The following is a 22,183-nucleotide window of genomic DNA, read 5'->3' as shown; positions in this document are numbered from 1 at the left end:
GGTCGTTGAGGCTTACAGGCTGCTGATAAAAGGCAGCGTGCGCTGTTGTTCTGTATCCACTTCTACCAGGGCACTCATACCGGCAACCAATGCTGCCGGAGGCTCACTACCTTCAAACTCAATGCGAACCGCGACTCGCTGTACGACCTTGACCCAGTTGCCTGAACTGTTTTGAGCGGGCAGCAATGAGAACTCAGACCCTGTTGCCGGAGTGATACTGGATACACGGCCCTGCCAGTGTCGATCTGGGTAGGTGTCCACACCAACGCTGACATGCTGGCCAGGGTGCATATTGGTGAGGTCGGTTTCCTTGAAATTGGCTTCTATCCACAAATGCTGAGTGTCGACCACGCTCATCAGTGGTGAGCCAGCAACAATATTCTCACCTTCGTTGGCAGAGACATTGACGGCGATGCCGTTTGTCGGGGCATACACTTCGACATTGGCCAGGTCCAGCCGGGCGCTATCGAGTTGCGCCAGCGCCTGCTTGACCAGTGGGTGTTCATCAACCGGCAGGTCCGGATCAATCAGTCTGGCCTTGACCACTTGCAGCGCCTGCAGTTTGTCCTGATGATTGTTTTGCGCATCGGTCCACTGGTATTCGGCTTCGTCAAAAGCAGATACCGAGATGGAGCCTCGATTCAGCAATGACCTTACCCGCTCAAGCTCCTTGTCAAGATAAGCAAGGCGAGTGTCCGCATTCTGGATGGCGATTTCACTGTTATGATATTCCTGTTTCAGGCTGGCGATGTTGCTGCGCACCTCGGCCAGTTGAGCTTCCGCTTTATGCAGAGCGATCTGGTAAGGGCGGTCATCAATCGTGAACAGCAATTCACCTTTGGCAACGGGCTGGTTATCGTCTACGTTGACCGACATCACCCGGCCAGAAATTTCGCTGCTGACATCAATGATGTCGGCTTTGATATAGGCATTGTCAGTGCTGACAATTCGTCCGCCGTGCAGGTACAGCCAGGCACTGACGGCTGCGATTGCCAGGGGGCCGAGCAAAAGAAGAAATAAACGTTTGAATACTGTTTTAGTCATGATGTTACTGTCCTGAATGCGATGTAAAACTGCTGATTAAAATCCGCTCTGCCAATACCCGGTTCCTAGCTGTCGTCTGTAGACGAGGTGCCCAGGTTTTGCCGTAAACGGAGTAACAGGGTGAGTAACTGCTCTTCTTCTTCTGTGTTAATGCCTGTTAATGCTTGCTGCCGAACTTCCTGGCCCACACTCTGTAACTCGCCAAGAATCTCCTGTCCTTTCTCGGTCAGGTAAACGCGCTTGGCACGACGGTCTTCGACATCATCCTCCCGGCGTACCCAACCGTTCTGCTCCAGTCTGTCAATATGGCGTGCAAGTGTGATCGGTGTTACCTCTAGCAGGTCGGCGAGCGTTTTCTGCTGGGCACCAGGGCAGCGGGTCAGATTTGCCAACACGCCCCATTGTGCTCGTGTCAGTTCCAGGTTCTGAGCGCGGCGATCAAAGTTCCAGCGCATAAGGCGGGCAATATCCTGGATAACGAAGCCCAGTTTGTCGTTGCTGTCTTTATGATTTGACATGATGTTGTCGCCTTAATAGCTGGCTGATAGGTAGCTTGCTAATTGTATGTATAGTTATTATAAGCAAGCTTACTAATTAGGTCAATCAACGCGATGCGCATAAAATGACGCTGACTTGAACCAGGGCGGGAAAGCTTGATGCTGTATTACACAGGAACCTGGTCGTTGCAGCCATCGGCAACGATTTGTTTGCGGAATTCGGACGGGGTTACACCAAATCGCTTCTTGAACACTTTGTTAAATGTTGAAGGGGAAGAGTAGCCAAGATCCCAGGCAATGGCAGAGATCAGGACTTTGTCGTTCGGTGGCAGGCTCAATTTTTCACAAGCCAGCTCCAGCCGAAAAGCATTTACAAACTGATTAAAGTTGCGGTATCCCAGCGTCTTGTTAATAAACTCCCGAAGCCGGTATTCACGCATTGGCAGGGCATCAGCAACATGTCGTAGCGTTAGACCCGGGCGGGCGTAGAGCCGTTCTTTTCGCATGGTATCCATAATACGCTGGTACTGCTGCTGGTCTTTGGGGTTGAGAGAAGTGGGCGATTTGACTGAGCTGCCATGAATAAACAGCTGCGCCAGTACCGGTTCCAGACGAAGCAGCTGTGTATTAAAGGCAAATGCAGCGAGAAAGATAGCAAAATAATACAGGGCTTTGGTCAGGTCAGACACCATGCCGAGGGCACTGGTACTGACGACCATGAAAATAATGGCGCCCAGTGTCAGGATAAAAATGATATGTGATTTTGGCAAACTGTGAGTGTCTTCATGATCTTTTTCGTGAATCTGCTGCAGTGCTGTCAGGCAGGCATGTGAGACCAGGCCGATCATGATTAACTGCGGAAAATAAATGAAAACGGCGAGCATGGCAGGTTGCTGGCGCAACAACTGATCATCAAAAACACTGATTCCGGTCATTCGCAAGGTGAGGTAAGTTCCCACCAGAATGACGACCAAGATTGGCATCTGAGTGTTGGTTTGCGGTTGAAACAGTTCGCGGGACAGCATCCAGAACAAGGCCGGGCTGGATATTGAGAGCAGGTTGATAACAAATAATGGCGCCGGGTGGGCCGACTGCATGATGGGGATGCCGGTCAGCATGTACGCGGAGATGCCAATGCTTAATGCAATCATCAGGCGCGATGCGCACTGAATGGGTTTGCGTTGCGCAAAAGTGGCACTGGTAATGAGCAGCTGTGAGAATGCCAGCGCAGCAAACAGGCACAGCCAGTGGTGAACCGTTATAGTGTCCGGGTCCATAGTACCTCGCTGATGTTTCGTTATTGTTATTTTCTACGATATTTTATTTCAGCGTACCTGCTTACTATGACACAAATTCATGTTGTTGACAGCCGCGACCTGGCCAATTGTGATCCAGGTCGCGGCTGTTGCTGGTTTACGCTTGATTCACTGACATTTAAAACTGATAGTCAATGCGGGCATAAACAGAACGCCCGGTGACATCCTGCAGTTCTGCAAATGCTCCGGCGATCATGCCCGTTTTCTGTGCTTCACGGTCGAAAACGTTGCGTGAACCCACTGTCAGGGACAACTCCCCACCTGCGCCAGGCACTTCCAGTCCCTGATAGGTGTAGAACATGTCCATTTGCGTCCATGGACGGATCTCCGTTGTGTAGCGGAAAGTGCTAAAAGGGAAGAATCGCTGGAAATCGTATTCATTAGCGTCAAATGCAACAGAATGTGTGTAGCGTGCTGTCAGCGCCAATGTGTGGTCGTTCATCGACCAGCGCAGGCGAGAGTTTGCGCGCCATCTTGGCATTGCCGGAACGGCACCCGTTGGATTGTTCTGGTTACCGGCGCCTTCTTGGACGGGATCATTCGCTGACATTTGATATTGATATGTATCTACATAGGTTGCCTGCATATTGATATCAAATGCACCCCAGCGGCGGAACGGCAAATCATAACTTAAGCGGGTATCCCAGGCACGTACCAGCATGGTAGAGGCGTTCGAATCGCTTTGCTGAATGCGCTGTACAGTTGCTATGTCACCCGGTACCCGCATGATTCGTTTGTCAGACCTGGGGTCGTCAATCCATTGTTGTAGCAAACTCAGGGACGGGTAGGGGTTATCTGTTGTCGGGGTAAATCCGTAGGCTTCCTGGAAGGCATCAAAGTCAGAACGTATCGTATCCTCCGTTGTCGTGCCGACGATTCTGTCTTCGAAGTCAGTTTCACTCCAGGTAATGGACCATGTCATGCCCTCCATCGGCACCAGATCAATACCGGCAGAGACGCTGGTGGAGGTTTCTGATTGCAGATTCGGATTGCCTGCTTTACAGGAAGTCACAAAGCCCTGGAAGGTGGTAAAGGGGTCGTTGACACTACTCAGGCCGCAATCTTCAGGCGACTCCAGTTGCCTGATAGTCGGTGCGATGAAGGCCTGTCCCCAGGTAGCTCGGATGCCAACCCAGTCAGCAGGTTCATACACAAGCCCGACTTTTGCAATGGCATCGTCCTGGCCAGTGCTGAACTTTTCCGAACGGAAAGCACTGGTGATTTCAAAATTGCTGGTCACCGGCAACAGGACTTCAGCAAAAAAGGCGTCAACAGACCGGCTGCCATAGGCGACGTCCAGTTGTGAGCCAATGAATTGATCACCAGCCAGGATATTGGCTGCTGGTACGTCGAGCAGCTTTTCCTGGCGGCGCTGGTAGCCAACGGCCATACCAATCTCACCGCCGGGCAGCTGGAAATCGCCAATGCGGACATCGCCATTAAAGACCAGGTCAAAGGTTTGCAGTTCGTCTTCATTGCGACGAGCGTAGTTGGTCCAGATGGCATCGGTGACTTCCTGGGAAGTGGCAAATTGCGGATCAACGACACCAAACGGGTTGTAACAGGCATCCACATCATTGATGACATCACAGTTCAGGCCGGATTCAATGGCGCTGAAGCTGAAGGTCTGATTTTCCCGGCCACGATCTTCGAACTTGTTGTAGGCGTAACTGGCCATGCCTTCCCAGCTGTCGAGAAAGGGGGCAGGGAAATTGGCGGTGAAAGCCAGGCGCATATTTCTGTCATCGTTAACATAAGGGTTGGTGCCGTCAGCATTAAACCCAGTGGGTAATGTGCTGGTTTTTCCTATCGGCATCCAGGCATTGGCCCTGACATCTTCATAGAAAGGCACACCGCCACTGGGGTCGGCATTCATGGATGCGAACTGATTGCCGGCCAGCACCACCTGGCCGCTGGCGTCACGCATGGGAAGAGGGCGACCGTAGCCATCGGTAACAATAGCGCCGTTGCCATCCCTTAGAGGCTCTGCATAAAGTTCGCGCTGATCAGCTGACATCGCGCGGAATGTATTGCCAGGCAACTCCCCCCGAATAGTCGACATGTCTTGTACGCGACCGCCCGGGTTAGACTGGTTGTTACGGCTATGCCTGTATTTGCGCGAGAACATGACCTGAGCGGACATGGAAAAATCGCCGGCAGGGCTGTAATCGAAATTGCCGTAGAACTGGCTGAATTGCTGATCGTTGCGGAAATCCCGGGTGTCGCCGAATTCCAGCCAGCATCGCCCCAGCAAGTTGATACCATATGGGTTGTTGCCCATCTGGCGCGGGTCTTCGCTGATCAGGCCACAGCTTGGATCAGGCCGACCTGCTGTGCCACCGGTCAGGTTGCCCATTTCATCACGCACAGGTACCAGGAAGTTGCCTGGGTGCGAACCGGAATTCAACGTCAGGCCTGATGTCATCAGTTCCGGACGGTCCAGCCAGCGCAGCCTGCCCTGATCCCGGTAACTGGCGGCAGCGGTGATATTGATATCGTCGGAAAGCTGGGTGCCAGCCAGCAGGCCAATGGAAGAATCCTTGAAGTCGCCCCGCGTATCACCTTCCTGGAAGAAGGACATTTCTACCCCTTCGTACTGGGTATGGGGAATAATGTTGACAACGCCAGCTACGGCATCACTACCGTAGAGTGCAGCGGCGCCGTCGGTCACGATATCAATACGCTGTACGGCAATATCAGGAATCAAGGCATTTACGTTATTGGTTGTCACGCGTTTGCCATCGACCAGTTGCAGTGTGGCGCTGGGGCCCAGGCCACGAAGATTGAAGGCCGGACTGTTGTCATCGACCCCCTGGATCGAGTTGGTGACAGCAGTGCCGCCGTTAAAGGTCATGTTTTGTACGACCTGGGCCATATTGGCCGTGCCTTCAGCGTCAAGGTCTTCAGAGGTCATTTGCACTACCGGCGAAGCGGCGGTAAACCCTTCGCTTCGACGAATAAATGAGCCGGTGACAACGACTTCCTCCACTTCCATGTCACTGTCATTTTGCTGCGCACTGACAGGGGCAGCATGAATGGCTGCGATGGCGCTGGTGCAAATGATGGCGGTTAACAGACGGTGATGGGTCGAGCGACGGAACGGGGGTAGGTGATGTGGGAACCACATATAAAATGTCTCCTGCAATTACATTGTTATGATTATTTGGAGATTTCGTCTACAACTGCATCCCGACAGCCTTCCAGGAATGTAGTGGTTTCACTATAGAGTTTGCAATGAGAGGATGCTGCCGGATTCTGAATTTCCGGCTAAGTCATTTTTAAAAAAGGCAGGTGTTTTCTTGAAATTGCTTGTTTAAGATGAAAAGACGTTAGCAGGATTTGGCTGGATGTCAGTAAAGCATAGGTGGCGAAGTCATTGACTTCGCCACCTATGAGATTAAAACTGGAAATTGACACCTACACTGGCTGCTCTTGGCTTGCTGGGGCGAGCGCCACCGGGGCTGCGAGCGACTATCTCCTGCTCATCCAGTATGTTGTCAATCTTTATATACAGCCGGGTATTATCATTGATGTTGTAATGTCCTACCAGGTCGAATATCAGCGTTTCATCTGTTTCCAGCAATGTATCATTGATGCCAGGACGATCACATTCGTTGTTGTGGCACATTTCAGAAACATAATTGGCATTCACATAAACACTCAGGCTATCGCCATAGTTTATTCCTACCTGGGTACTAAGAACATTTTCGGGGACATACCTTAATACATCACCTGCTTGCAGTGAATCGTTGCTTTCCGCATCCGTAATTTCTGCATCTGTGTGGGTAAAGCTGACCATCAACGGTACCTGCACAGACCCGGAGTTATAGAGCCTTGTCTCCAGCATCAGCTCAACCCCGGCAATTTCTGACTGACCCAGGCTCTGTGAACCACTGGATTGCTGCCCACATGGGAATGCCTGGGAGCAGTTAAGTACAGTGCTTTCATAATCACTGAAAAAGCCGATAACCGAGCTGTTGAACGCGTCGGACTGGTAACGGAAGCCGGCCTCATAGTTTTGACTTTTCTCCGGCTCAACATTATCGCTCGACCCAGCGGAAGCAGGGGCAAACCCTGTATGGACACCCGCCAGTACCTGCCAGTTGGGAGTTAAGTCATAAGTTGCGCCCAGGCTCCAAAGCGTTTCTGAGACACTATTGTTCGCCGTCAGTGTTCGTGTGCTGCGTTGCGGGTCGCTGTAGCGTAGCTGACGTGTATCAATATCTTCATGTCGCAGACCCATCGTGACATCCAGCTGCGCAGAGGCCTGCCAGGTATCCATGAAATGGATGGCGAGAGCTTCAGCTTCCTCGATCCGGTTGTTGCTGGAGCTGGGCGACGTGATGCGGTCGAAGACCAGGTTTCCGCTGGACTGCTGAAAGACTTCACTCGGCTGGAAACGGTCAACATCGTCCTCATGATATCTGATGCCGAGCTCCATTTGATGAGAGCTCACAGACCACTCTGCTACTGACTGCAGCCCCTGGCTGGTATATTCACGAGCGTTATGTTTGATACTGATTTCTGCATCAGTGTCGCCATTCAGGATTGACTGAGCAGATACATCACCAATATTAGCAGCGTCTATCAGGCTGCCAAAACTTGATCCATCGATTTTATCAACTTTGAACCAGTCTCGTTTAAAACGGTTCTGGTATGCCGTGGTAGTGAGCGTAATTTGATCATTAAGCTGAACCAGGTGGCGGGCACTGATGCTGGAGTGGCGCGTATCCATCTGATCATTGGCGGTCAGTCCATATCGACGATTGCTGGTATCGCGGAAATCACGGTCTGTCAGGCCGACATAGGTTTCATTGGACAGCTCTTCTGAATATTGAATTTTCAGGTCCAGCTGCTGATAAAATGAGCTGTCGCCTGCTGTGTTGACAGTAAACTTGGCCAGGTAGTCTTCAACCTCAAAGCCGCTGTCCTGATTTGAGCGGTCAATCTTTTTGAAACCGTCACTCTGCAACTGCTGGGTTTCAAGCAGCATGCCCCAGTGCGCTGAACGGGTACCATAACTGGCATTCAGGTTATGGGTACTGAAGTCGCCTGTTTCCAGATTGATCTCGGCGCTGGTCTGGCTTGGGATTGGGGTCGAAATCAAATTGACAACGCCGCCCACAGTGGCAGGGCCCTGGCGCAGAATACTTGCGCCTTTCAGTATTTCAATTCGGTGCATCCGGCCTGCTGTCGGGAAATAGTAAGCCGCTGGTGCAGAATAAGGGGCTGGCGCCATCAGTACACCATCTTCCAATAATGTAATTTTATCTGAACGTTCAGAGCCGGAGCCGCGAATGCCAATATTGGGCCGTAAGCCAAATCCGTCTTCTTCCTGCAAGTAAACTCCGGGAACTTGGCGCACCATTCTGTTGATGTCTGTATAGGCAAACTTTTCCAGCTCGGCTTCACTGACGACATGCGCTGAGCCAGGTAACTGCATCGCGTCTTCGGCGCTGCCTATAATAGTGACTTCCTGTAGCTGGTCATTACTGGCTGCAGCCTGAGTGCTAATCAGAATGGAAGTAAAAAGCAGGGTGCGTTTGAACATGGTGAGGTTTCTCCCGTAAGTCAACTCTAAAGAACGGCGCGAATAGTAACGAAAATGATAATGATTAGCAAAAATAAAAACAGAGTTAATAATTTATGGATAATCTGCCGTCAGAAAATAACTGCCCAGCTGATAATAGACGCTGGCGGGGGTAGGGTGGATCAGGAGTGAATACACAATAGTGCTGGGAGAGAAGGTCAGCCAGTACAGTCATGAGTTCAATAACCCAGTAATGGCGCTGATAATATTGATTTTGACAATGCATATGACCAGCTAACAGCAAAATGCTGAAAGCAGGAACAGAAAGGAAAAAGATTGGTACCGGAGGCCGGACTTGAACCGGCACGCTGTCACCAGCACCGGATTTTGAATCCGGCGTGTCTACCAATTTCACCACTCCGGCAGGGATGTGCGAATCAGAGGGGCGCATTATAGCAGTATTACTGGCTGTGACAATGCTATTACACACAGTTCCTGCAGGCATTTCAGGAAAGGCAGTCTTCCCGCTTGATATTGCCCTTTATGTCGGGACACTTTGGTGAAAATTGCTGCTTGGCAAGTAATCGCGATTCGGGCAAACTTGCCAGCCTTATGAAACTCAGTGACTTTGATTACAACCTGCCTGAATCCCTGATCGCTCGCTACCCCGCATCTGAACGGACGCATAGCCGTTTGCTGTGCCTGGGACGTGATGATGGTCAGGTTCAGCACCGGCAATTCCTGGACCTGATGGATTTGCTTAATCCGGGCGACCTGCTGGTCTTTAATGACACGCGAGTCCTGGCCGCGCGTCTGTATGGCCGCAAGGCCTCGGGCGGTAAACTGGAAATCCTGGTTGAGCGCCTGTTAAGTGATACTGAAGCGCTGGTGCAAATGCGTGTCAGCAAGTCACCGGCAGCTGGCAGCCGAATCGAGTTTTTGTCTGATCAGCCGGACATGCCACCGCTGGAAGCAGAAGTGCTGGGGCGGCAGGATGCATTCTTCCACCTGAAGTTCCATTGCCAGGAGGCACTGACAACGGCGTTGGAGCAGTACGGTCATATGCCGTTGCCTCCTTATATAGACAGAGATGACGAAGCCGCTGACCGTAGTCGCTATCAAACCGTGTATAACAAGAACCCGGGCGCTGTTGCAGCACCTACTGCGGGGCTGCATTTTGATGAGGGTATGCTCAAGCAACTCTCGGAGAAAGGTGTCGAGCAGACCTTCCTGACCCTGCATGTGGGTTCAGGCACTTTTCAGCCGGTTCGTACAGAGGACGTGCTTGAGCATAAGATGCACAGTGAGTGGATTGATGTGCCGCAGTCGACTTGTGAGCAGATTGCTGCCTGCCGGGCAAGGGGAGGCAGGGTTGTCGCGGTCGGAACGACATCTGTGCGCAGCCTTGAAAGTGCTGCCGCTCACCAGGTTCACAACCGGGTACCAGACGCTTTCGCAGGCGAAACGGACATTTTTATTTACCCCGGGTATGAATTTCAGGTCGTGGATGCCATGATCACCAATTTCCACCTGCCAAAATCTACCCTGATGATGTTGATCAGTGCTTTTGCCGGCAGGGACTCTGTCATGGCCGCCTACCAGGAAGCTGTGGCAGAGAAATACCGCTTCTTCAGCTATGGCGATGCCATGTTCATCGTGTAGTGGTATACTTTCCAGCCTTCTTATCAGGTCGTGCACGTCTTTGGCGACAAAATACATTGCTATTCAAAGGGTTAAAAAATGTCAAAAGCACCAGTTCGTGTTGCTGTCACTGGGGCAGCAGGTCAGATCAGCTATTCCTTGTTATTCCGTATTGCTGCCGGTGAGATGCTGGGTCCAGACCAGCCGGTTATCCTGCAGCTGCTGGAAATCACACCAGCTCTGGACGCGCTCAAAGGCGTTGCCATGGAGCTGGAAGACTGCGCATTCCCACTGGTACAGGGCATTGTTCAAAGCGATGATCCTAATGTGGCATTTAAAGATGCGGACTATTGCCTGCTGGTTGGTGCCCGTCCTCGTGGACCAGGCATGGAGCGTAAAGATCTGCTGGAAGCTAACGCCGCGATCTTCTCCGTGCAGGGCAAAGCTATCAATGACAACGCCAGCCGTGACGTGAAAGTGCTGGTCGTTGGCAACCCGGCTAACACCAATGCCTTGATTGCATATCGCAACGCGCCAGACCTGAACCCAGGCCAGTTCACTGCTATGACGCGTCTGGACCACAACCGTGCTATCGCACAGCTGGCTGAGAAGACTGGCAAGCAAAGCACTGATGTTGATGGCATTATCATCTGGGGTAACCACTCTGCGACACAGTACCCTGACATCCACCACACCAAAGTGGACGGCACAGCGGCAACGGAGCTGGTTGATCAGAACTGGTTAACCGAGAGCTTTATCCCGAATGTACAGCAACGTGGTGCTGCCATTATTAAAGCACGTGGCCTGTCCAGTGCGGCATCAGCAGCGAACGCGGCGATTGAGCACATGCGTGACTGGGCACTGGGTACAAGCGGTAAAGTGGTCAGTATGGGCATTCATAGCGATGGCAGCTATGGTATTGAAGAAGGTTTGATTTACTCCTTCCCTGTGACCTGCGAAAACGGTCAGTACACCATTGTTCAGGGTCTGGATGTGAATGATTTCAGTCGTGACCTGATGCAGAAGACGGAACAGGAATTGCGTGAAGAGCGTGATGGCGTTTCGCATCTGCTGCCTTAAATTGTTGCAGTGGGCAGCATTCTGAGATGCTGCCCACTTCTCTCATCATGTTGCCTAGTCACCCTTTTTGGCGTCGTGAGATTCAATTCTGGATATTCCAGCTGATTGGCTGGAGTCTTTGGATTGCTTTGCTGGTTCTCAGGGACCTGACCTTTATACCCCGCGAATATATCCTGGAACGCGTGCTGGTTTTTCTGGTTGATGCATCAATTGGTATTGTGCTGACTACCGGGCTTCGCCACCTCTACCGTGCTGTCTGGGACTTCAATATGGCCCTGCGCCTGATTGCCGTTGTGCTCGGTTGCTGGGCGGCTTCACAGGCCTGGCGCCCGATCAAGTGGTTGATTACCGATTCTGACTTTGGTTCGACAGTGGACCTGATCGGTTATGGCTGGGCTACCTTCAGTCAGTGGATGCCGGTGTCGATGACCTTGTTGCTGATCTGGAGTGTGCTGTACTTTTTCCTTAAGTATTATCACCTGTTCCAGCGGGAAAAACAGAAAAGCCTGCGTTCTGAAGCGCTGGCGCATGAAGCTCAGCTTCGCATGTTGCGTTATCAGCTAAATCCACACTTTCTTTTCAACACGCTCAATGCCATTTCTACCCTGATCATGGTGCAGTCCAATGATCAGGCAAACAGCATGATTACCCGTCTCAGCAAGTTCCTGCGCTACTCGCTGGAGCACGACCCCTTTGATAAAGTGGACCTGCTGCATGAAATCGAATCGCTGAACCTGTATTTGCACATAGAAAAAGTACGCTTCGAGGAACGCCTGACGGTTCACTTTGAGGTGCCGTCTGAGCTGGAAGACGCCCTGGTACCCAGCATGTTATTGCAACCGCTGGTCGAAAACGCCATTAAACATGCTATTGCCCGCTCAGAGTCAGGCGGTACAATCTGGATTCAGGCAGAATTGTGTCAGAATGATAAATTATGTATTACAGTAGCGGATAACGGACCCGGCGGGTCGGATCACCCGACATCAACCGGTGTCGGGTTAAAGAATATTCGTGATAGATTGCAGGAAATATACGGCGAGGCCTATCAGCTTGGTTCCTCGCCGAGAAAACCGAAAGGATTCCAGGTAACGGTAACAATACCCTATGAACAAGGTTAGTACTGAAAATCGTGCGGAACATATAATCAATCAGGAAGAGCAGCCCATCCGTGCACTTATCGTCGATGATGAGGCACTGGCCAGACAAGGGTTGGCTGTCAGGCTCGAGCAGGACAGCAGGGTCGAGCTGTTGCGCTCCTGTAAAAATGGACGGGAAGCGCTGGAGGCGATTGCCGAACTGGAGCCGGATCTGATTTTTCTGGATATTCAGATGCCAGGTATGTCAGGTTTTGATGTGGTGGAACGGCTGCAGCAGGATAATATGCCGCTGGTTGTTTTTGTAACCGCCTACGATGAGTACGCTATCAAAGCATTTGAAGTGCATGCTGTCGACTATTTACTGAAACCCATCGAGCAGGAGCGCTTGCAACAGGCGCTGGATCATGTCTCAGTGCGTTTGGCGGGTAAGCGGGATCAGCTTGAGAAGCAGCGCCTGATGGATGTCGTGATCCGCTTGACCGGTCGGTCCGAGGATGCGGTTGCCGAGTTGATGGTCAACGAAGAATCGGTGGTTCGTTATTCAGAGAAACTGGCCATAAAAGATGGTTCCTCGACCACATTTGTGCCTGTACGAGATATCGACTGGATTGATGCGGCCGGTGATTACATGTGTGTTCATGTTAAGGGCGAGACACACATTATGCGTACCACCATGAAAGAGCTGGAATCATCACTGGATCCCAACCTGTTTCAACGTGTTCACCGCTCCACGATTGTGAATCTGGATCGGGTTGAAAGGGTTTCCTCGCATATCAATGGCGAGTTTCATCTGACCCTGTCATGTGGAACCTCATTAAAAATGAGTCGTTCCTACAAAGATAAGGTCCGGCACTTTTTCTAGCCCTTATTGAATTCCTGGTCGACACCAGCAACCTGAAACGGGTTCTTGAGCGGTTTAAGGCAGCTGGGTTTTAGTGTGCACCTATGTGTTTCAGGGGCAATGCGGTTGTGTCCAGCACTTTACGCATGATAAAGCTGGAGTGGACATCTGCGACGCCTTCGATCCGAGTCAGGGTGTTAAGCAGAAACTCTTGGTATTCGTCCATATCACTGACCACGACCTTGAGCTGATAATCGGCAGACTGCCCTGTGATCAGCAGGCACTCCAGTACTTCCGGGTGTTTGAGAATTTCTGATTCAAAGCGTTCAAAGCGGTCAGGAGTATGGCGATCCATACTGACCTGTACCAGGGCGCTGAGCTTCAACCCCAGCATGGCAGGTTCGAGCAGGGTAACCTGACCGAGAATCAGCCCCTCATCCTGCATTCGTTTGACGCGCCTGGCGCAGGGAGTCGGGGAGAGGCCGATTCGCTCGGCCAGCTCCAGGTTGCTGATGTCTCCTTGCTTTTGTAGCTCGGCAAGAATTTTGCGATCCAGTTTGTCCAGTTCCAGCATACATTTTTCCTCTGAACTGTCGGTGAAAACCAATCAAAAGCACTGGCCTGTATTAGATTAACTAATATTTGGCATTATTTTAGTTAATATGTCCAATATTATTCAAAAATGACGCGAATTAGCGGTAGATTCACTCCGGCATCATGGGTAATCTATGCATCATACGGTCAGGCATGGGATTCACCATGTCGGCGACGCTGGCGGCCAACCCGCGGCAGTGTCGACGAGCGATACCGGTTGTACGAAGCGGCAGTCTTACCCAGATTGACAGGCATTCGGCAACGGAGTCGGGCAAACCCGCCCAGGACAGCTTGCCAGGCCGGCATGAATTAAAAGCAAAGGCACGGTGTAAGAAGAGCTTTACCCTTAAGCAGCTCTCAACTTAAACCGGTCGTCAGTAAACAATAACGTTTAGCAAGATCACAGCAGATAATACTGCAGATAAATATTGCAGATAAATATTGCAGATAAATATTGCAGATAAATATTGCAGATAATAGTACAGCAGATAAAAAGGCAGGCAGTCACATGGCAGAACAGAACCGTTTTGATCATCGCAAATACCCGGCATTCAAGCCGGTCGGATTAACAGATCGCACTTGGCCGGACCAGGTTATCAGCGAGGCGCCCCGGTGGTGCAGCGTGGATCTGCGCGATGGTAACCAGGCGCTGATCGAGCCCATGTCCGTTAACCAGAAGAAGCAGATGTTTGATTTGCTGGTGGAGGTCGGTTTCAAGGAAATTGAAGTTGGATTCCCTTCAGCCTCGCAACCGGACTTTGATTTTGTACGCTACCTTATTGAAGAAAATCGTATTCCCGATGACGTCACGGTGCAGGTGCTGACCCAGGCGCGCCCGGAGCTGATCGCGCGCACTTATGAGGCGCTCAAAGGGGTGCGGCGAGCCATCGTGCATGTTTACAACTCAACATCTGTGGTGCAGCGGGAAAAGGTCTTCAAGACTGACAAGGCCGGTATTGTTGATATTGCCGTCAGAGGTGCAAAAGAGGTTAAGAAGCATGCGGATTTGGCACCGGAAACCGAGTGGGTGTTTCAGTACTCGCCGGAGAGTTTTACCGGAACTGAAGTCGATTTTGCAGCAGAGGTGTGCAGCGCAGTGGTCAATGTCTGGCAGCCGACCAAAGACAAACCCTGCATTATCAATTTGCCAGCCACTGTCGAGATGGCAACCCCCAATGTCTTTGCCGACCAGATAGAGCTGTTCTGTCGTCAGGTGGAAAACCGCGAAGCTATCATTATCAGTCTGCACACCCATAATGACAGGGGTTGTGGTGTCGCAGCCGCCGAACTTGGCCTGATGGCCGGGGCTGACCGTATTGAAGGGACGTTACTGGGTAATGGTGAGCGAACGGGCAACATGGATATCATCACCATGGCAATGAACATGTACAGCCAGGGTGTGGATCCAAAGCTCGATTTCAGTGACATGGACAAGATCTGCACTGTCAGCAAAGCCTGCACCCAGATTGAGGTACACCCCCGTCATCCTTATGCAGGCGACCTGGTATTTACCGCTTTCTCAGGCAGTCATCAGGATGCCATCAAGAAGTGCCTGGATCTGTATCAGGAAGGCTCGTTCTGGGAAATTGCTTACTTGCCCATTGATCCGCGGGATCTGGGTCGTACCTATCAGGACGTGATTCGCGTCAACAGCCAGTCAGGTAAAGGGGGTGTTGCCTACGTATTGCAAAGCAAGTTCGGCTTTGAATTGCCGCGCTGGCTGCAGATCGAGTTCAGCCGTGTGGTACAAAAAGAAGCTGAAACCAGTGGCCAGGAGATTTCTCCTGATCGTATCTGGAGTCTGTTCCAGGAAACCTATCTGAGTAACCCTGATGAAGTGGTACTCGATACCTTTGCATTTGAGAAAGTGGGTGACCGTGAAAACTTTAAAGCCGAGCTGCATTGTTTTGGTCAGACCCTGAATATTCAGGGCGAAGGTGATGGTGTAGTTGATGCCTTTGTTGAAGCGATCAAAGGTTCAACCGATGTCGATTTTGAAATTATGGAGTATGGCGAGCATGCGCTGGGCCAGGGTGCTGATGCAGAGGCGGTCACTTACATCCAGCTCAAGGACGGTCTGCAGCGCTACACTGGTGTTGCCATCAGTCGCGACATAGTCAGTTCCTCACTGAACGCCCTGCTGCGAGCTGCAGGACAGCTGATTCAGGATGCCAGAAATCGCGATGCTGCCTGATAACGTCCGTTTTTACTACCACACCAGGTAACGGTTAGCAGATAGCCGTGAAGCCTGGCTGACCCCTGCTCTCGTGATTTTTCCGGAGCAGGGGATTTCTTTTTCTCTCCCCCCAAACTTTCCGCTAAAGTGGTGCGTCCAAGGTAAAAGAAGATCATGGAACGTACCGAACTGGCATTAATACAGCGCGCAATCCAAGGACAGCCCGACGCCTGGCAGGCACTCGTGCGCACTCATGAAACGCGGGTTTATAACTTTGGGTTACGAATGACGGGCAGTGTTGATGATGCTCAGGATTTACTGCAGGAAGTGTTTTTCAGCGCTTATCAGAACCTGTCAGGGTTCAGACAAGATGCGCAGTTTTCGACCTGGTTGATGCGTATTGCCTATAACCGGGCAGTAGACCAGGCCAGACGTCGCAAGGTCCGGGATGCAGATCCTTTGCCGACATCGACGGAGACGGTTGACGATAGGCCTGGCCCGGCCGCTGAAACACAAAGTCAGCAGCGAAACCAGCAATTGCAGAGCTGGCTGGCGGCTCTGCCACTGGAGCAGCGAATGGTAATTGAATTGAAATTTTTTCAGGAAATGACCTTTGACGACATAGCAAGCCTGGAGAGCATTTCCCCAAATACGGCAAAAACACGGTTTTATGCCGGTTTGGCCAGACTGAAGACATTAATGGGAGATTGTGATGGCCTGTTCTGAAACGCAGAAGCTGGTCGCGGAATACCTGGGCGGAGAAATGACGGTCGCTCAGCGTACTGCCTGCGAGTATCACTTTTCAGTGTGCGAAGACTGCCGACAGGCCGTGGACGGCCTGGCTGGCACGGCCGGGCGTTTGCTTCACTGGGAGCAAGTGACGATCCCTGACTGGGATCGCACGGCGTCAACGGCAGAGGAGGTCAGCGCACAGAAAACCAGGCCGGAGGTCGTGCCATTGAACACCAGGTCACGCCAGATACCGGGTGGTTGGCAAAGCTGGCTGCCGCTGGCTGCAACGGTGGCGCTGGCTGTGTTCCTGGGTTGGAATCAGGATTCCGGATTGAGTGAGCAGGAGCTGACTGCCTACCTGGATGCTTTTGAGCAACGCCAGCAGGCGCAAACGCAGCGCATCATGGAAACTGCCATGCAAGAGTTTGGTGACAGCACCAGCGACAGCATGGCGCAGTTAGTGGAATGGATACAGGCGCAGCGGACAGCAGATATGCAGCAGCTTGAAGCAAGCTTTCAGCAGATGCTCAACCATGATTACCAGGCACTGAGTTCAATGCAGCAACTGGCCTCCTGGGTCAGTACACAAGAGCCCTGAGATAAATGAAGCGAGGAACAGCAATGACTTATCAATGGTTAAGGTCCAGTCGTAATGCAATCGCGCTGACAACTTTTATGCTCAGCAGTGCAGTTGCCGCTCAGGTGCCGCCTGGCCAGGCAGCCCTGGATGACCTGCAACGAAGCGCGGAAGTGTTCAGTGCCACACTGACTGAGAGTCTCGGTCTGAATGAGCGCCAGGGGATATTCAGTCCACGTAACGGACATGTCAATGGTCGCTATCTGGCGCGCCAGGGTATGGTGTTTGAAATTGTGATGCCTGATCCTGGCCGGTCGGGAATGATTGGTATCAATCTGCAGCAGCTTGATGAGTCATTGTCCGCATTATCGCAGCAACTTGGCACCATGGTTGAGCGTGGGTTGGTGCATCGTCCTGACCCTGAAGCGATCCGTGAGGCCATGGCATTGAGTTTGCGCTCAGGGGAAGTCGCTGAGTTCTATCGTGAGAAACTGCAGGATGTTTCGGCATTGTCAGAGTCTGTGAATGTGGAGCGTGCCCTGGCTCGAGCCAGCGCTACCTTGCAGCGTCTGCAGGCTGATGGTGTACTGAACTCTGAGGAGATGAGTGAGGCCAGAGAACACCTTGATGAACTGCAGCAGGAGGCCCTCAGCAATCTTCAGTCTTTGCGAGAGCTGCAACAGGAGATTCGCCGGGAAGGGCTGGAGGCAGTCGAATTACCAGACAGTGCACAGGTGGAAAGCTGGGAGTCGGCACTTTCCGGCATGACGGCAAGCCTTGCCGGGGTGGAGTCACGCGCCAGAGAGCAGCTGTCAGAATTGCAGGCGCAGCAGCAACGCCTGCGAGCACAGAATCAGCAGGCACAGCAACAGGCGCTGGCGAGCTTTGAATCAAGGTTATTTGAGACGGTGTGCGACTATGCAGCAGCGATGCGTGCTTTGCCGGATCAGGAGTATGTCACATTGATTCTGGCGGGAGCGGGGCGTGTTGGTGATGCTGCCGAAGAGAATGAGGCCCTGCCGCGGGACAGGGTTCATGTGCTGACCCGGGATGCGATCGTGCAATGTCGGCAGGGTGAAATGAACGGTCAGGAGCTCGCTGACTCAGCCTCGACTTATAATTATTAGTGGATTCAGCAGGATGCAGGGCTTTTTAAGTTCTGACTCAGGTGATAATCTATCAGCTCTCAAGAGAGGCTCCTGGGACGAGGAGTCACTCTTAAAATAACAAGCGTTAATAGATATCGCGCATGAAGCAGCGGTTACCTGAGGAGAACAACATGGAATGCCCCAAATGTAATGCACAGATGAAAGAGCACTCAGTCAGGGTTCTGCACGGCACCGTCGTGATTGATCAGTGTAATAGCTGTCATGGGCTCTGGTTTGATAACGGTGAAGCCGAAGAACTGAAGTCGTCCTGGATGTCGGACTTTCTGGACAGCGGGGATCCGCGAATTGGTAAAACCTACAATCGGGTCAGAGATATACAATGCCCCCGATGTTCAAAAGCCATGTTGAAAGTGAATGATTCCAGGCAGCCTCACCTTGAATATGAAGCCTGTCCGGAACACGGCATGTTCATGGATGCCGGGGAATTTACAGACTACAAGCATGAGACGCTGATGGATATATTCAAGGGGCTTATCTCAACTCTCAAGCGTCGCTGATAGCACTGCCTTCAGAACCGCCTGCTGACACAATAGCTGGCAGCTTGCCGATGTGCTGCTGCCAGGCAGGATGGTGCCAGATGGCTGAATGGCGACAGGCAGCCGGCATCATCCGGATTTTTCCAAGATCCATCCAGTGATGATCAGGGGAGTGGAAATCAGATCCCGCTGTCGCCCAGAGCTCATGTTTTTCACACAATTCTGCCAAATGGCCAAGGCTGCCGGGGTTCAGGTTTGAGTAGCTGACTTCGATAGCATCACCGCCGGCTTCACAATAATCCTCCACCATGCGTCGAAAACGAGGTCGGCTCAGCGGGTAGCGGTCCGGATGTGCCAGTGAAGCAATCCCTCCCGCCTCGTGGATAGTGGCAATGGCATCAGCAAATTCACACCAGCCTGCAGCGACGTAGGCCTTGCCTTTTCTGCCAATCAGCTTGTTAAAGGCATGCTGTTTGTTTTTGCTGTGGCCCTGGTTTACCAGAAAGTCGGCAACATGACTGCGACTGATGGCATCGCAGGGCAGGGTGTCGAGATAGGCGCCAAGGCCTGTCATACCGTTACGCTGCAATTTCAGGTCGATAGCCGCGGCGCGTTCACGGCGTCTTTGCTGTTGCTGCTGCAACATTGTGGTGAGTGCGACGTTGTCTACATCAACAAACAGTCCGAGCACATGGATTTCCAGTCCCTCCCATTGGCAGGAGACTTCCACGCCGCTGATAAGGCCGCCGCTGAGCTGAGGAAGCCGTAATATTGTGCCAGATGCATTCGATGTCGTGCTGCTGTCATCCGGATTTGTGTCCTTGCTGGCATGGGCATGGCGTTCTGCTCTGAGGGTATGAAAGGCAGTCACACTGTCGTGATCTGTGATCGCCAGGTATTCCAGTCCCCGTTCGTGGGCCCGCGAAAGCAGGCGGGATGGGGAGAGGTCGCCGTCGGAAAAATGTGTATGGCTGTGGAGGTCAATCATGGCGCGCAGATTACGCCAGCTACTGATGCTTGTAAATGCCGCAGTTTCAGCGACCTTGACCTGTCAGGTCTGAACAAGACCGATTAGTGCGCTGGCAAGATTGGTATGTGGGCATGTGATGGTATAATAGTTGACTAAAATACTGTGGTATTTCATAATTTAATTCTTATCCTTCCGAGTTTATTGCGCGGACTGTCTATGCGATTGACAACCAAAGGGCGATACGCGGTCACAGCCATGCTGGATTTAGCGATTCATGCAGGTACAGAGCCGGTTACATTGTCCGATATTTCGCTGCGCCAGGATATTTCCCTATCCTATCTGGAGCAGTTGTTCGGCCGATTGAGACGTCGTCAGTTGGTTGTCAGTATCAGAGGGCCTGGCGGCGGCTACCAGTTGGCGCATGAAACCGGTGATATCGCGATTGTGGACATTATCAATGCGGTAGACGAGTCCGTCGATGCGACGCGTTGTCAGGGGCAGGGCAACTGCCAGCAGGGCGAAACCTGTCTGACACACCATCTTTGGGAGGATCTCAGTCAACAGATTCACGAATTCTTGCGTGGTATCAGCCTGGCCGATCTAATGGCCCGACATGATATTCGGCAGATTGCTGATGACCAGGACGAGCGCAGAGAGCTCATTGTTCGCGACCTCAGTCTGTCTTCCTGATACCCGGCGCATGTGGGAGACATTATGACCTTACCTGTTTACTTGGACTATGCGGCGACAACACCGGTGGATACGCGGGTTGCTGAGCGCATGGCGGAGTGTTTGACCAGGGACGGAAACTTCGGCAACCCGGCCTCACGCTCTCATCTCTTCGGCTGGCAGGCCGAGGCGCTGGTGGAAAGTGCCAGACGCGATGTGGCCGATTTACTGCATTGCGATCCCCGTGAAATCGTCTGGACCTCGGGTGCAACTGAAGCCGATAACCTGGCGATTAAGGGTGTGGCTGAATTTTATGCGCAGAAAGGTCGTCACATCATCACCTCGGCAGTTGAGCACAAGGCGGTACTGGATAGCTGTCAGGCGCTCGCGGACCGTGGTTTTGATATCACCTATCTGAAGCCTGATGAGACAGGGTGCATTACGGCATCCCAGTTAAATGAAGCGATTCGTCCGGATACAGTGCTGGTATCCCTGATGCATGTAAACAATGAGCTGGGAAGCGCCAATGACTTGCTGGCGCTGGGTGAAGTTTGTCGCAGGCATCAGGTTATATTTCATGTAGATGCTGCGCAGAGTGCCGGCAAACTGGCTATTGATCTGCGCGAGCTTCCAGTGGATCTGATGTCATTCTCGGCGCATAAAATTTATGGTCCCAAAGGCATGGGCGCGCTCTATGTACGACGGGCTGAACACGTCAACCTGAAAGCCCAGACGCACGGTGGTGGTCATGAGCGCGGTATGCGTTCCGGTACCCTGGCAACTCACCAGATAGTCGGCATGGGCGAGGCGTTTCGCCTGGCAGCCACTGAAATGCATGACGATACCCGGCATATCCGTCAGTTGCGTGAGCACTTTCTGGGTGGTCTGAAAGGGCTGGCAGACTGGCAGTTAAACGGGCACCCGGAGCAGCATGCTCCCGGCATCGTCAATGTCGCGTTTGCGGGCGTTGATGGCGAAACACTGTTGCTGGCGTTGCGTGACCTGGCTGTCTCTTCCGGTTCAGCCTGTATGTCGGCCACCATGGAACCATCGTATGTGCTGCGTGCGATTGGTGTGCCGGATCACCTGGCACAAAGCGCCCTGCGCTTCTCATTCGGGCGCTTCACCAGCACAGAAGATATCGAATTTGCAGTCAAAACCGTCAAAGAAACAGTAAACAGACTGCGTAATGTAGAATTGCAGGCGCGATAACCAGTATAATGCGCGCCTTTCATTTTACTGTCACCCGCTTTGGAGCGTATAAATGGCTATTGAACGTACATTATCCATCATTAAACCTGATGCAGTCGGCAAAAACGTAATCGGTGAAATCTACAGCCGGTTCGAAAAAGCGGGCCTGAGCATCGTTGCTGCAAAAATGGTACAGTTGGACAACGACAGCGCTGGCGGTTTTTACGCCGAGCACAAAGAGCGCGGTTTCTTCAACGACCTGATTGCTTTTATGACGTCTGGTCCGGTTATGGTTCAGGTGCTGGAAGGTGAAGGTGCTGTTGCCAAGAACCGCGAACTGATGGGTGCAACCAACCCGGCAGAAGCCGACGCTGGCACCATTCGCGCTGATTTTGCCAAATCCATTGACGCGAACGCCGTTCACGGCTCGGACTCCACTGAGTCAGCTGCGCGTGAAGTGGCTTACTTCTTTAGTGATGCAGAAATTTGCCCTCGCGGCTAATTCGCTGAAACGTACTGCCTGTTAATACTATGTACTGGCTGCCATCAGTGAATTTGATCTGACGGGGCCGGTACCGGAGCT

At 52.1% G+C, this 22,183-nt stretch carries 19 protein-coding genes and 1 tRNA gene; 12 read left to right on the top strand and 8 right to left on the bottom strand.

Translation table 11 applies throughout. From position 1 onward, the window contains the following. Positions 1-12 precede the first annotated feature (12 nt). From PSCS_RS11005 to PSCS_RS10980, 6 genes are all read right to left on the bottom strand, one after another. Positions 13-1,044: an HlyD family secretion protein gene (locus PSCS_RS11005; protein ID WP_068812148.1), complete on the bottom strand. Its 1,032-nt coding sequence runs from the start codon at positions 1,042-1,044 to the stop codon at positions 13-15. Positions 1,045-1,109: 65 nt separating this feature from the next. Continuing rightward, positions 1,110-1,562 (bottom strand): MarR family winged helix-turn-helix transcriptional regulator, encoded by a 453-nt coding sequence (locus PSCS_RS11000; RefSeq protein ID WP_068812147.1) that lies wholly within the window; start codon positions 1,560-1,562, stop codon positions 1,110-1,112. Positions 1,563-1,708: 146 nt separating this feature from the next. Continuing rightward, positions 1,709-2,818 (bottom strand): helix-turn-helix domain-containing protein, encoded by a 1,110-nt coding sequence (locus PSCS_RS10995; protein WP_068812146.1) that lies wholly within the window; start codon positions 2,816-2,818, stop codon positions 1,709-1,711. Positions 2,819-2,975: 157 nt separating this feature from the next. Then, the gene (locus PSCS_RS10990; RefSeq protein WP_068812145.1) at positions 2,976-5,984 is read right to left on the bottom strand and encodes a TonB-dependent receptor plug domain-containing protein; all 3,009 of its coding nucleotides are present in this window, start codon (positions 5,982-5,984) and stop codon (positions 2,976-2,978) included. Between the two features lie 270 nt (positions 5,985-6,254). Continuing rightward, entirely contained in the window at positions 6,255-8,408 is a 2,154-nt protein-coding gene (locus PSCS_RS10985) for a TonB-dependent receptor family protein (protein WP_068812144.1), read from the bottom strand. A 316-nt stretch (positions 8,409-8,724) separates the two neighbouring features. Then, positions 8,725-8,811 (bottom strand) — tRNA-Leu (locus PSCS_RS10980). 188 nt (positions 8,812-8,999) lie between these two features. Between PSCS_RS10980 and queA the strand changes: the two genes are divergently transcribed. The 4 genes from queA to PSCS_RS10960 all read left to right on the top strand — a co-directional run bounded on the left by queA (position 9,000) and on the right by PSCS_RS10960 (position 13,067). Beyond that, positions 9,000-10,049, top strand: coding sequence for a tRNA preQ1(34) S-adenosylmethionine ribosyltransferase-isomerase QueA (gene queA, locus PSCS_RS10975; RefSeq protein WP_068812277.1), 1,050 nt, complete (start codon positions 9,000-9,002; stop codon positions 10,047-10,049). Between the two features lie 78 nt (positions 10,050-10,127). Then, positions 10,128-11,108, top strand: coding sequence for a malate dehydrogenase (locus PSCS_RS10970; protein ID WP_068812143.1), 981 nt, complete (start codon positions 10,128-10,130; stop codon positions 11,106-11,108). Positions 11,109-11,134: 26 nt separating this feature from the next. After that, positions 11,135-12,226, top strand: coding sequence for a sensor histidine kinase (locus PSCS_RS10965; RefSeq protein ID WP_082866336.1), 1,092 nt, complete (start codon positions 11,135-11,137; stop codon positions 12,224-12,226). Next, positions 12,213-13,067 carry a LytR/AlgR family response regulator transcription factor gene (locus PSCS_RS10960; RefSeq protein WP_068812142.1) on the top strand — a complete coding sequence of 285 codons (855 nt, stop codon included), beginning with the start codon at positions 12,213-12,215 and terminating at the stop codon, positions 13,065-13,067. Before PSCS_RS10965 ends, PSCS_RS10960 begins: the two co-directional genes overlap by 14 nt. Positions 13,068-13,137: 70 nt before the next feature. Here the strand turns inward: PSCS_RS10960 and PSCS_RS10955 are convergent, their stop codons facing one another. Beyond that, on the bottom strand, positions 13,138-13,620 hold the full coding sequence (locus PSCS_RS10955) for an Lrp/AsnC family transcriptional regulator (protein WP_068812141.1): 483 nt from the start codon (positions 13,618-13,620) through the stop codon (positions 13,138-13,140). 528 nt (positions 13,621-14,148) lie between these two features. Here PSCS_RS10955 and leuA point away from each other — a divergent pair. From leuA to PSCS_RS10930, 5 genes are all read left to right on the top strand, one after another. Further along, on the top strand, positions 14,149-15,834 hold the full coding sequence (leuA, locus tag PSCS_RS10950; protein WP_068812275.1) for a 2-isopropylmalate synthase: 1,686 nt from the start codon (positions 14,149-14,151) through the stop codon (positions 15,832-15,834). A 156-nt stretch (positions 15,835-15,990) separates the two neighbouring features. Beyond that, entirely contained in the window at positions 15,991-16,542 is a 552-nt protein-coding gene (locus tag PSCS_RS10945; RefSeq protein WP_082866337.1) for an RNA polymerase sigma factor, read from the top strand. Then, on the top strand, positions 16,529-17,146 hold the full coding sequence (locus PSCS_RS10940) for a zf-HC2 domain-containing protein (protein ID WP_068812139.1): 618 nt from the start codon (positions 16,529-16,531) through the stop codon (positions 17,144-17,146). The genes PSCS_RS10945 and PSCS_RS10940 overlap by 14 nt, the downstream gene beginning before the upstream one ends. 5 nt (positions 17,147-17,151) lie before the next feature. Then, entirely contained in the window at positions 17,152-18,252 is a 1,101-nt protein-coding gene (locus tag PSCS_RS10935; RefSeq protein ID WP_157885697.1) for a hypothetical protein, read from the top strand. 152 nt (positions 18,253-18,404) lie between these two features. Next, positions 18,405-18,791 (top strand): TFIIB-type zinc ribbon-containing protein, encoded by a 387-nt coding sequence (locus tag PSCS_RS10930; RefSeq protein ID WP_068812137.1) that lies wholly within the window; start codon positions 18,405-18,407, stop codon positions 18,789-18,791. Here the strand turns inward: PSCS_RS10930 and PSCS_RS10925 are convergent. Continuing rightward, on the bottom strand, positions 18,778-19,758 hold the full coding sequence (locus tag PSCS_RS10925) for a PHP domain-containing protein (RefSeq protein ID WP_068812136.1): 981 nt from the start codon (positions 19,756-19,758) through the stop codon (positions 18,778-18,780). The two genes, PSCS_RS10930 and PSCS_RS10925, sit on opposite strands and share 14 nt — an antisense overlap. Before the next feature lie 198 nt (positions 19,759-19,956). On the opposite strand from PSCS_RS10925, the gene iscR reads away from it, so the two are divergent. Genes iscR through ndk form a run of 3 tightly spaced genes read left to right on the top strand, consistent with a single transcriptional unit; the run spans position 19,957 to position 22,102 of the window. Next, positions 19,957-20,430 (top strand): Fe-S cluster assembly transcriptional regulator IscR, encoded by a 474-nt coding sequence (iscR, locus tag PSCS_RS10920; protein ID WP_068812135.1) that lies wholly within the window; start codon positions 19,957-19,959, stop codon positions 20,428-20,430. Positions 20,431-20,454: 24 nt separating this feature from the next. Continuing rightward, on the top strand, positions 20,455-21,621 hold the full coding sequence (locus PSCS_RS10915; RefSeq protein WP_068812134.1) for an IscS subfamily cysteine desulfurase: 1,167 nt from the start codon (positions 20,455-20,457) through the stop codon (positions 21,619-21,621). Between the two features lie 52 nt (positions 21,622-21,673). After that, a complete protein-coding gene (gene ndk, locus PSCS_RS10910) occupies positions 21,674-22,102 on the top strand; it encodes a nucleoside-diphosphate kinase (protein ID WP_068812133.1) in 429 nt (142 codons plus the stop codon). Positions 22,103-22,183: the final 81 nt, after the last annotated feature.

Source organism: Pseudohongiella nitratireducens, assembly GCF_001642735.1.
Classification (GTDB): domain Bacteria; phylum Pseudomonadota; class Gammaproteobacteria; order Pseudomonadales; family Pseudohongiellaceae; genus Pseudohongiella; species Pseudohongiella nitratireducens.
Note: the sequence above shows the minus strand (reverse complement) of the source record. Positions and strands in the feature narration are given on the sequence as shown.

Bases quoted from the DNA above. Each gene is read 5' to 3' on its own strand.
- PSCS_RS11005 (WP_068812148.1), bottom strand. From the start codon at position 1,044: ATGACTAAAACAGTATTCAAACGTTTATTTCTTCTTTTGCTCGGCCCC.
- PSCS_RS11000 (WP_068812147.1), bottom strand. From the start codon at position 1,562: ATGTCAAATCATAAAGACAGCAACGACAAACTGGGCTTCGTTATCCAG.
- PSCS_RS10995 (WP_068812146.1), bottom strand. From the start codon at position 2,818: ATGGACCCGGACACTATAACGGTTCACCACTGGCTGTGCCTGTTTGCT.
- PSCS_RS10990 (WP_068812145.1), bottom strand. From the start codon at position 5,984: ATGTGGTTCCCACATCACCTACCCCCGTTCCGTCGCTCGACCCATCAC.
- PSCS_RS10985 (WP_068812144.1), bottom strand. From the start codon at position 8,408: ATGTTCAAACGCACCCTGCTTTTTACTTCCATTCTGATTAGCACTCAG.
- queA (WP_068812277.1), top strand. From the start codon at position 9,000: ATGAAACTCAGTGACTTTGATTACAACCTGCCTGAATCCCTGATCGCT.
- PSCS_RS10970 (WP_068812143.1), top strand. From the start codon at position 10,128: ATGTCAAAAGCACCAGTTCGTGTTGCTGTCACTGGGGCAGCAGGTCAG.
- PSCS_RS10965 (WP_082866336.1), top strand. From the start codon at position 11,135: ATGCTGCCCACTTCTCTCATCATGTTGCCTAGTCACCCTTTTTGGCGT.
- PSCS_RS10960 (WP_068812142.1), top strand. From the start codon at position 12,213: ATGAACAAGGTTAGTACTGAAAATCGTGCGGAACATATAATCAATCAG.
- PSCS_RS10955 (WP_068812141.1), bottom strand. From the start codon at position 13,620: ATGCTGGAACTGGACAAACTGGATCGCAAAATTCTTGCCGAGCTACAA.
- leuA (WP_068812275.1), top strand. From the start codon at position 14,149: ATGGCAGAACAGAACCGTTTTGATCATCGCAAATACCCGGCATTCAAG.
- PSCS_RS10945 (WP_082866337.1), top strand. From the start codon at position 15,991: ATGGAACGTACCGAACTGGCATTAATACAGCGCGCAATCCAAGGACAG.
- PSCS_RS10940 (WP_068812139.1), top strand. From the start codon at position 16,529: ATGGCCTGTTCTGAAACGCAGAAGCTGGTCGCGGAATACCTGGGCGGA.
- PSCS_RS10935 (WP_157885697.1), top strand. From the start codon at position 17,152: ATGAAGCGAGGAACAGCAATGACTTATCAATGGTTAAGGTCCAGTCGT.
- PSCS_RS10930 (WP_068812137.1), top strand. From the start codon at position 18,405: ATGGAATGCCCCAAATGTAATGCACAGATGAAAGAGCACTCAGTCAGG.
- PSCS_RS10925 (WP_068812136.1), bottom strand. From the start codon at position 19,758: ATGATTGACCTCCACAGCCATACACATTTTTCCGACGGCGACCTCTCC.
- iscR (WP_068812135.1), top strand. From the start codon at position 19,957: ATGCGATTGACAACCAAAGGGCGATACGCGGTCACAGCCATGCTGGAT.
- PSCS_RS10915 (WP_068812134.1), top strand. From the start codon at position 20,455: ATGACCTTACCTGTTTACTTGGACTATGCGGCGACAACACCGGTGGAT.
- ndk (WP_068812133.1), top strand. From the start codon at position 21,674: ATGGCTATTGAACGTACATTATCCATCATTAAACCTGATGCAGTCGGC.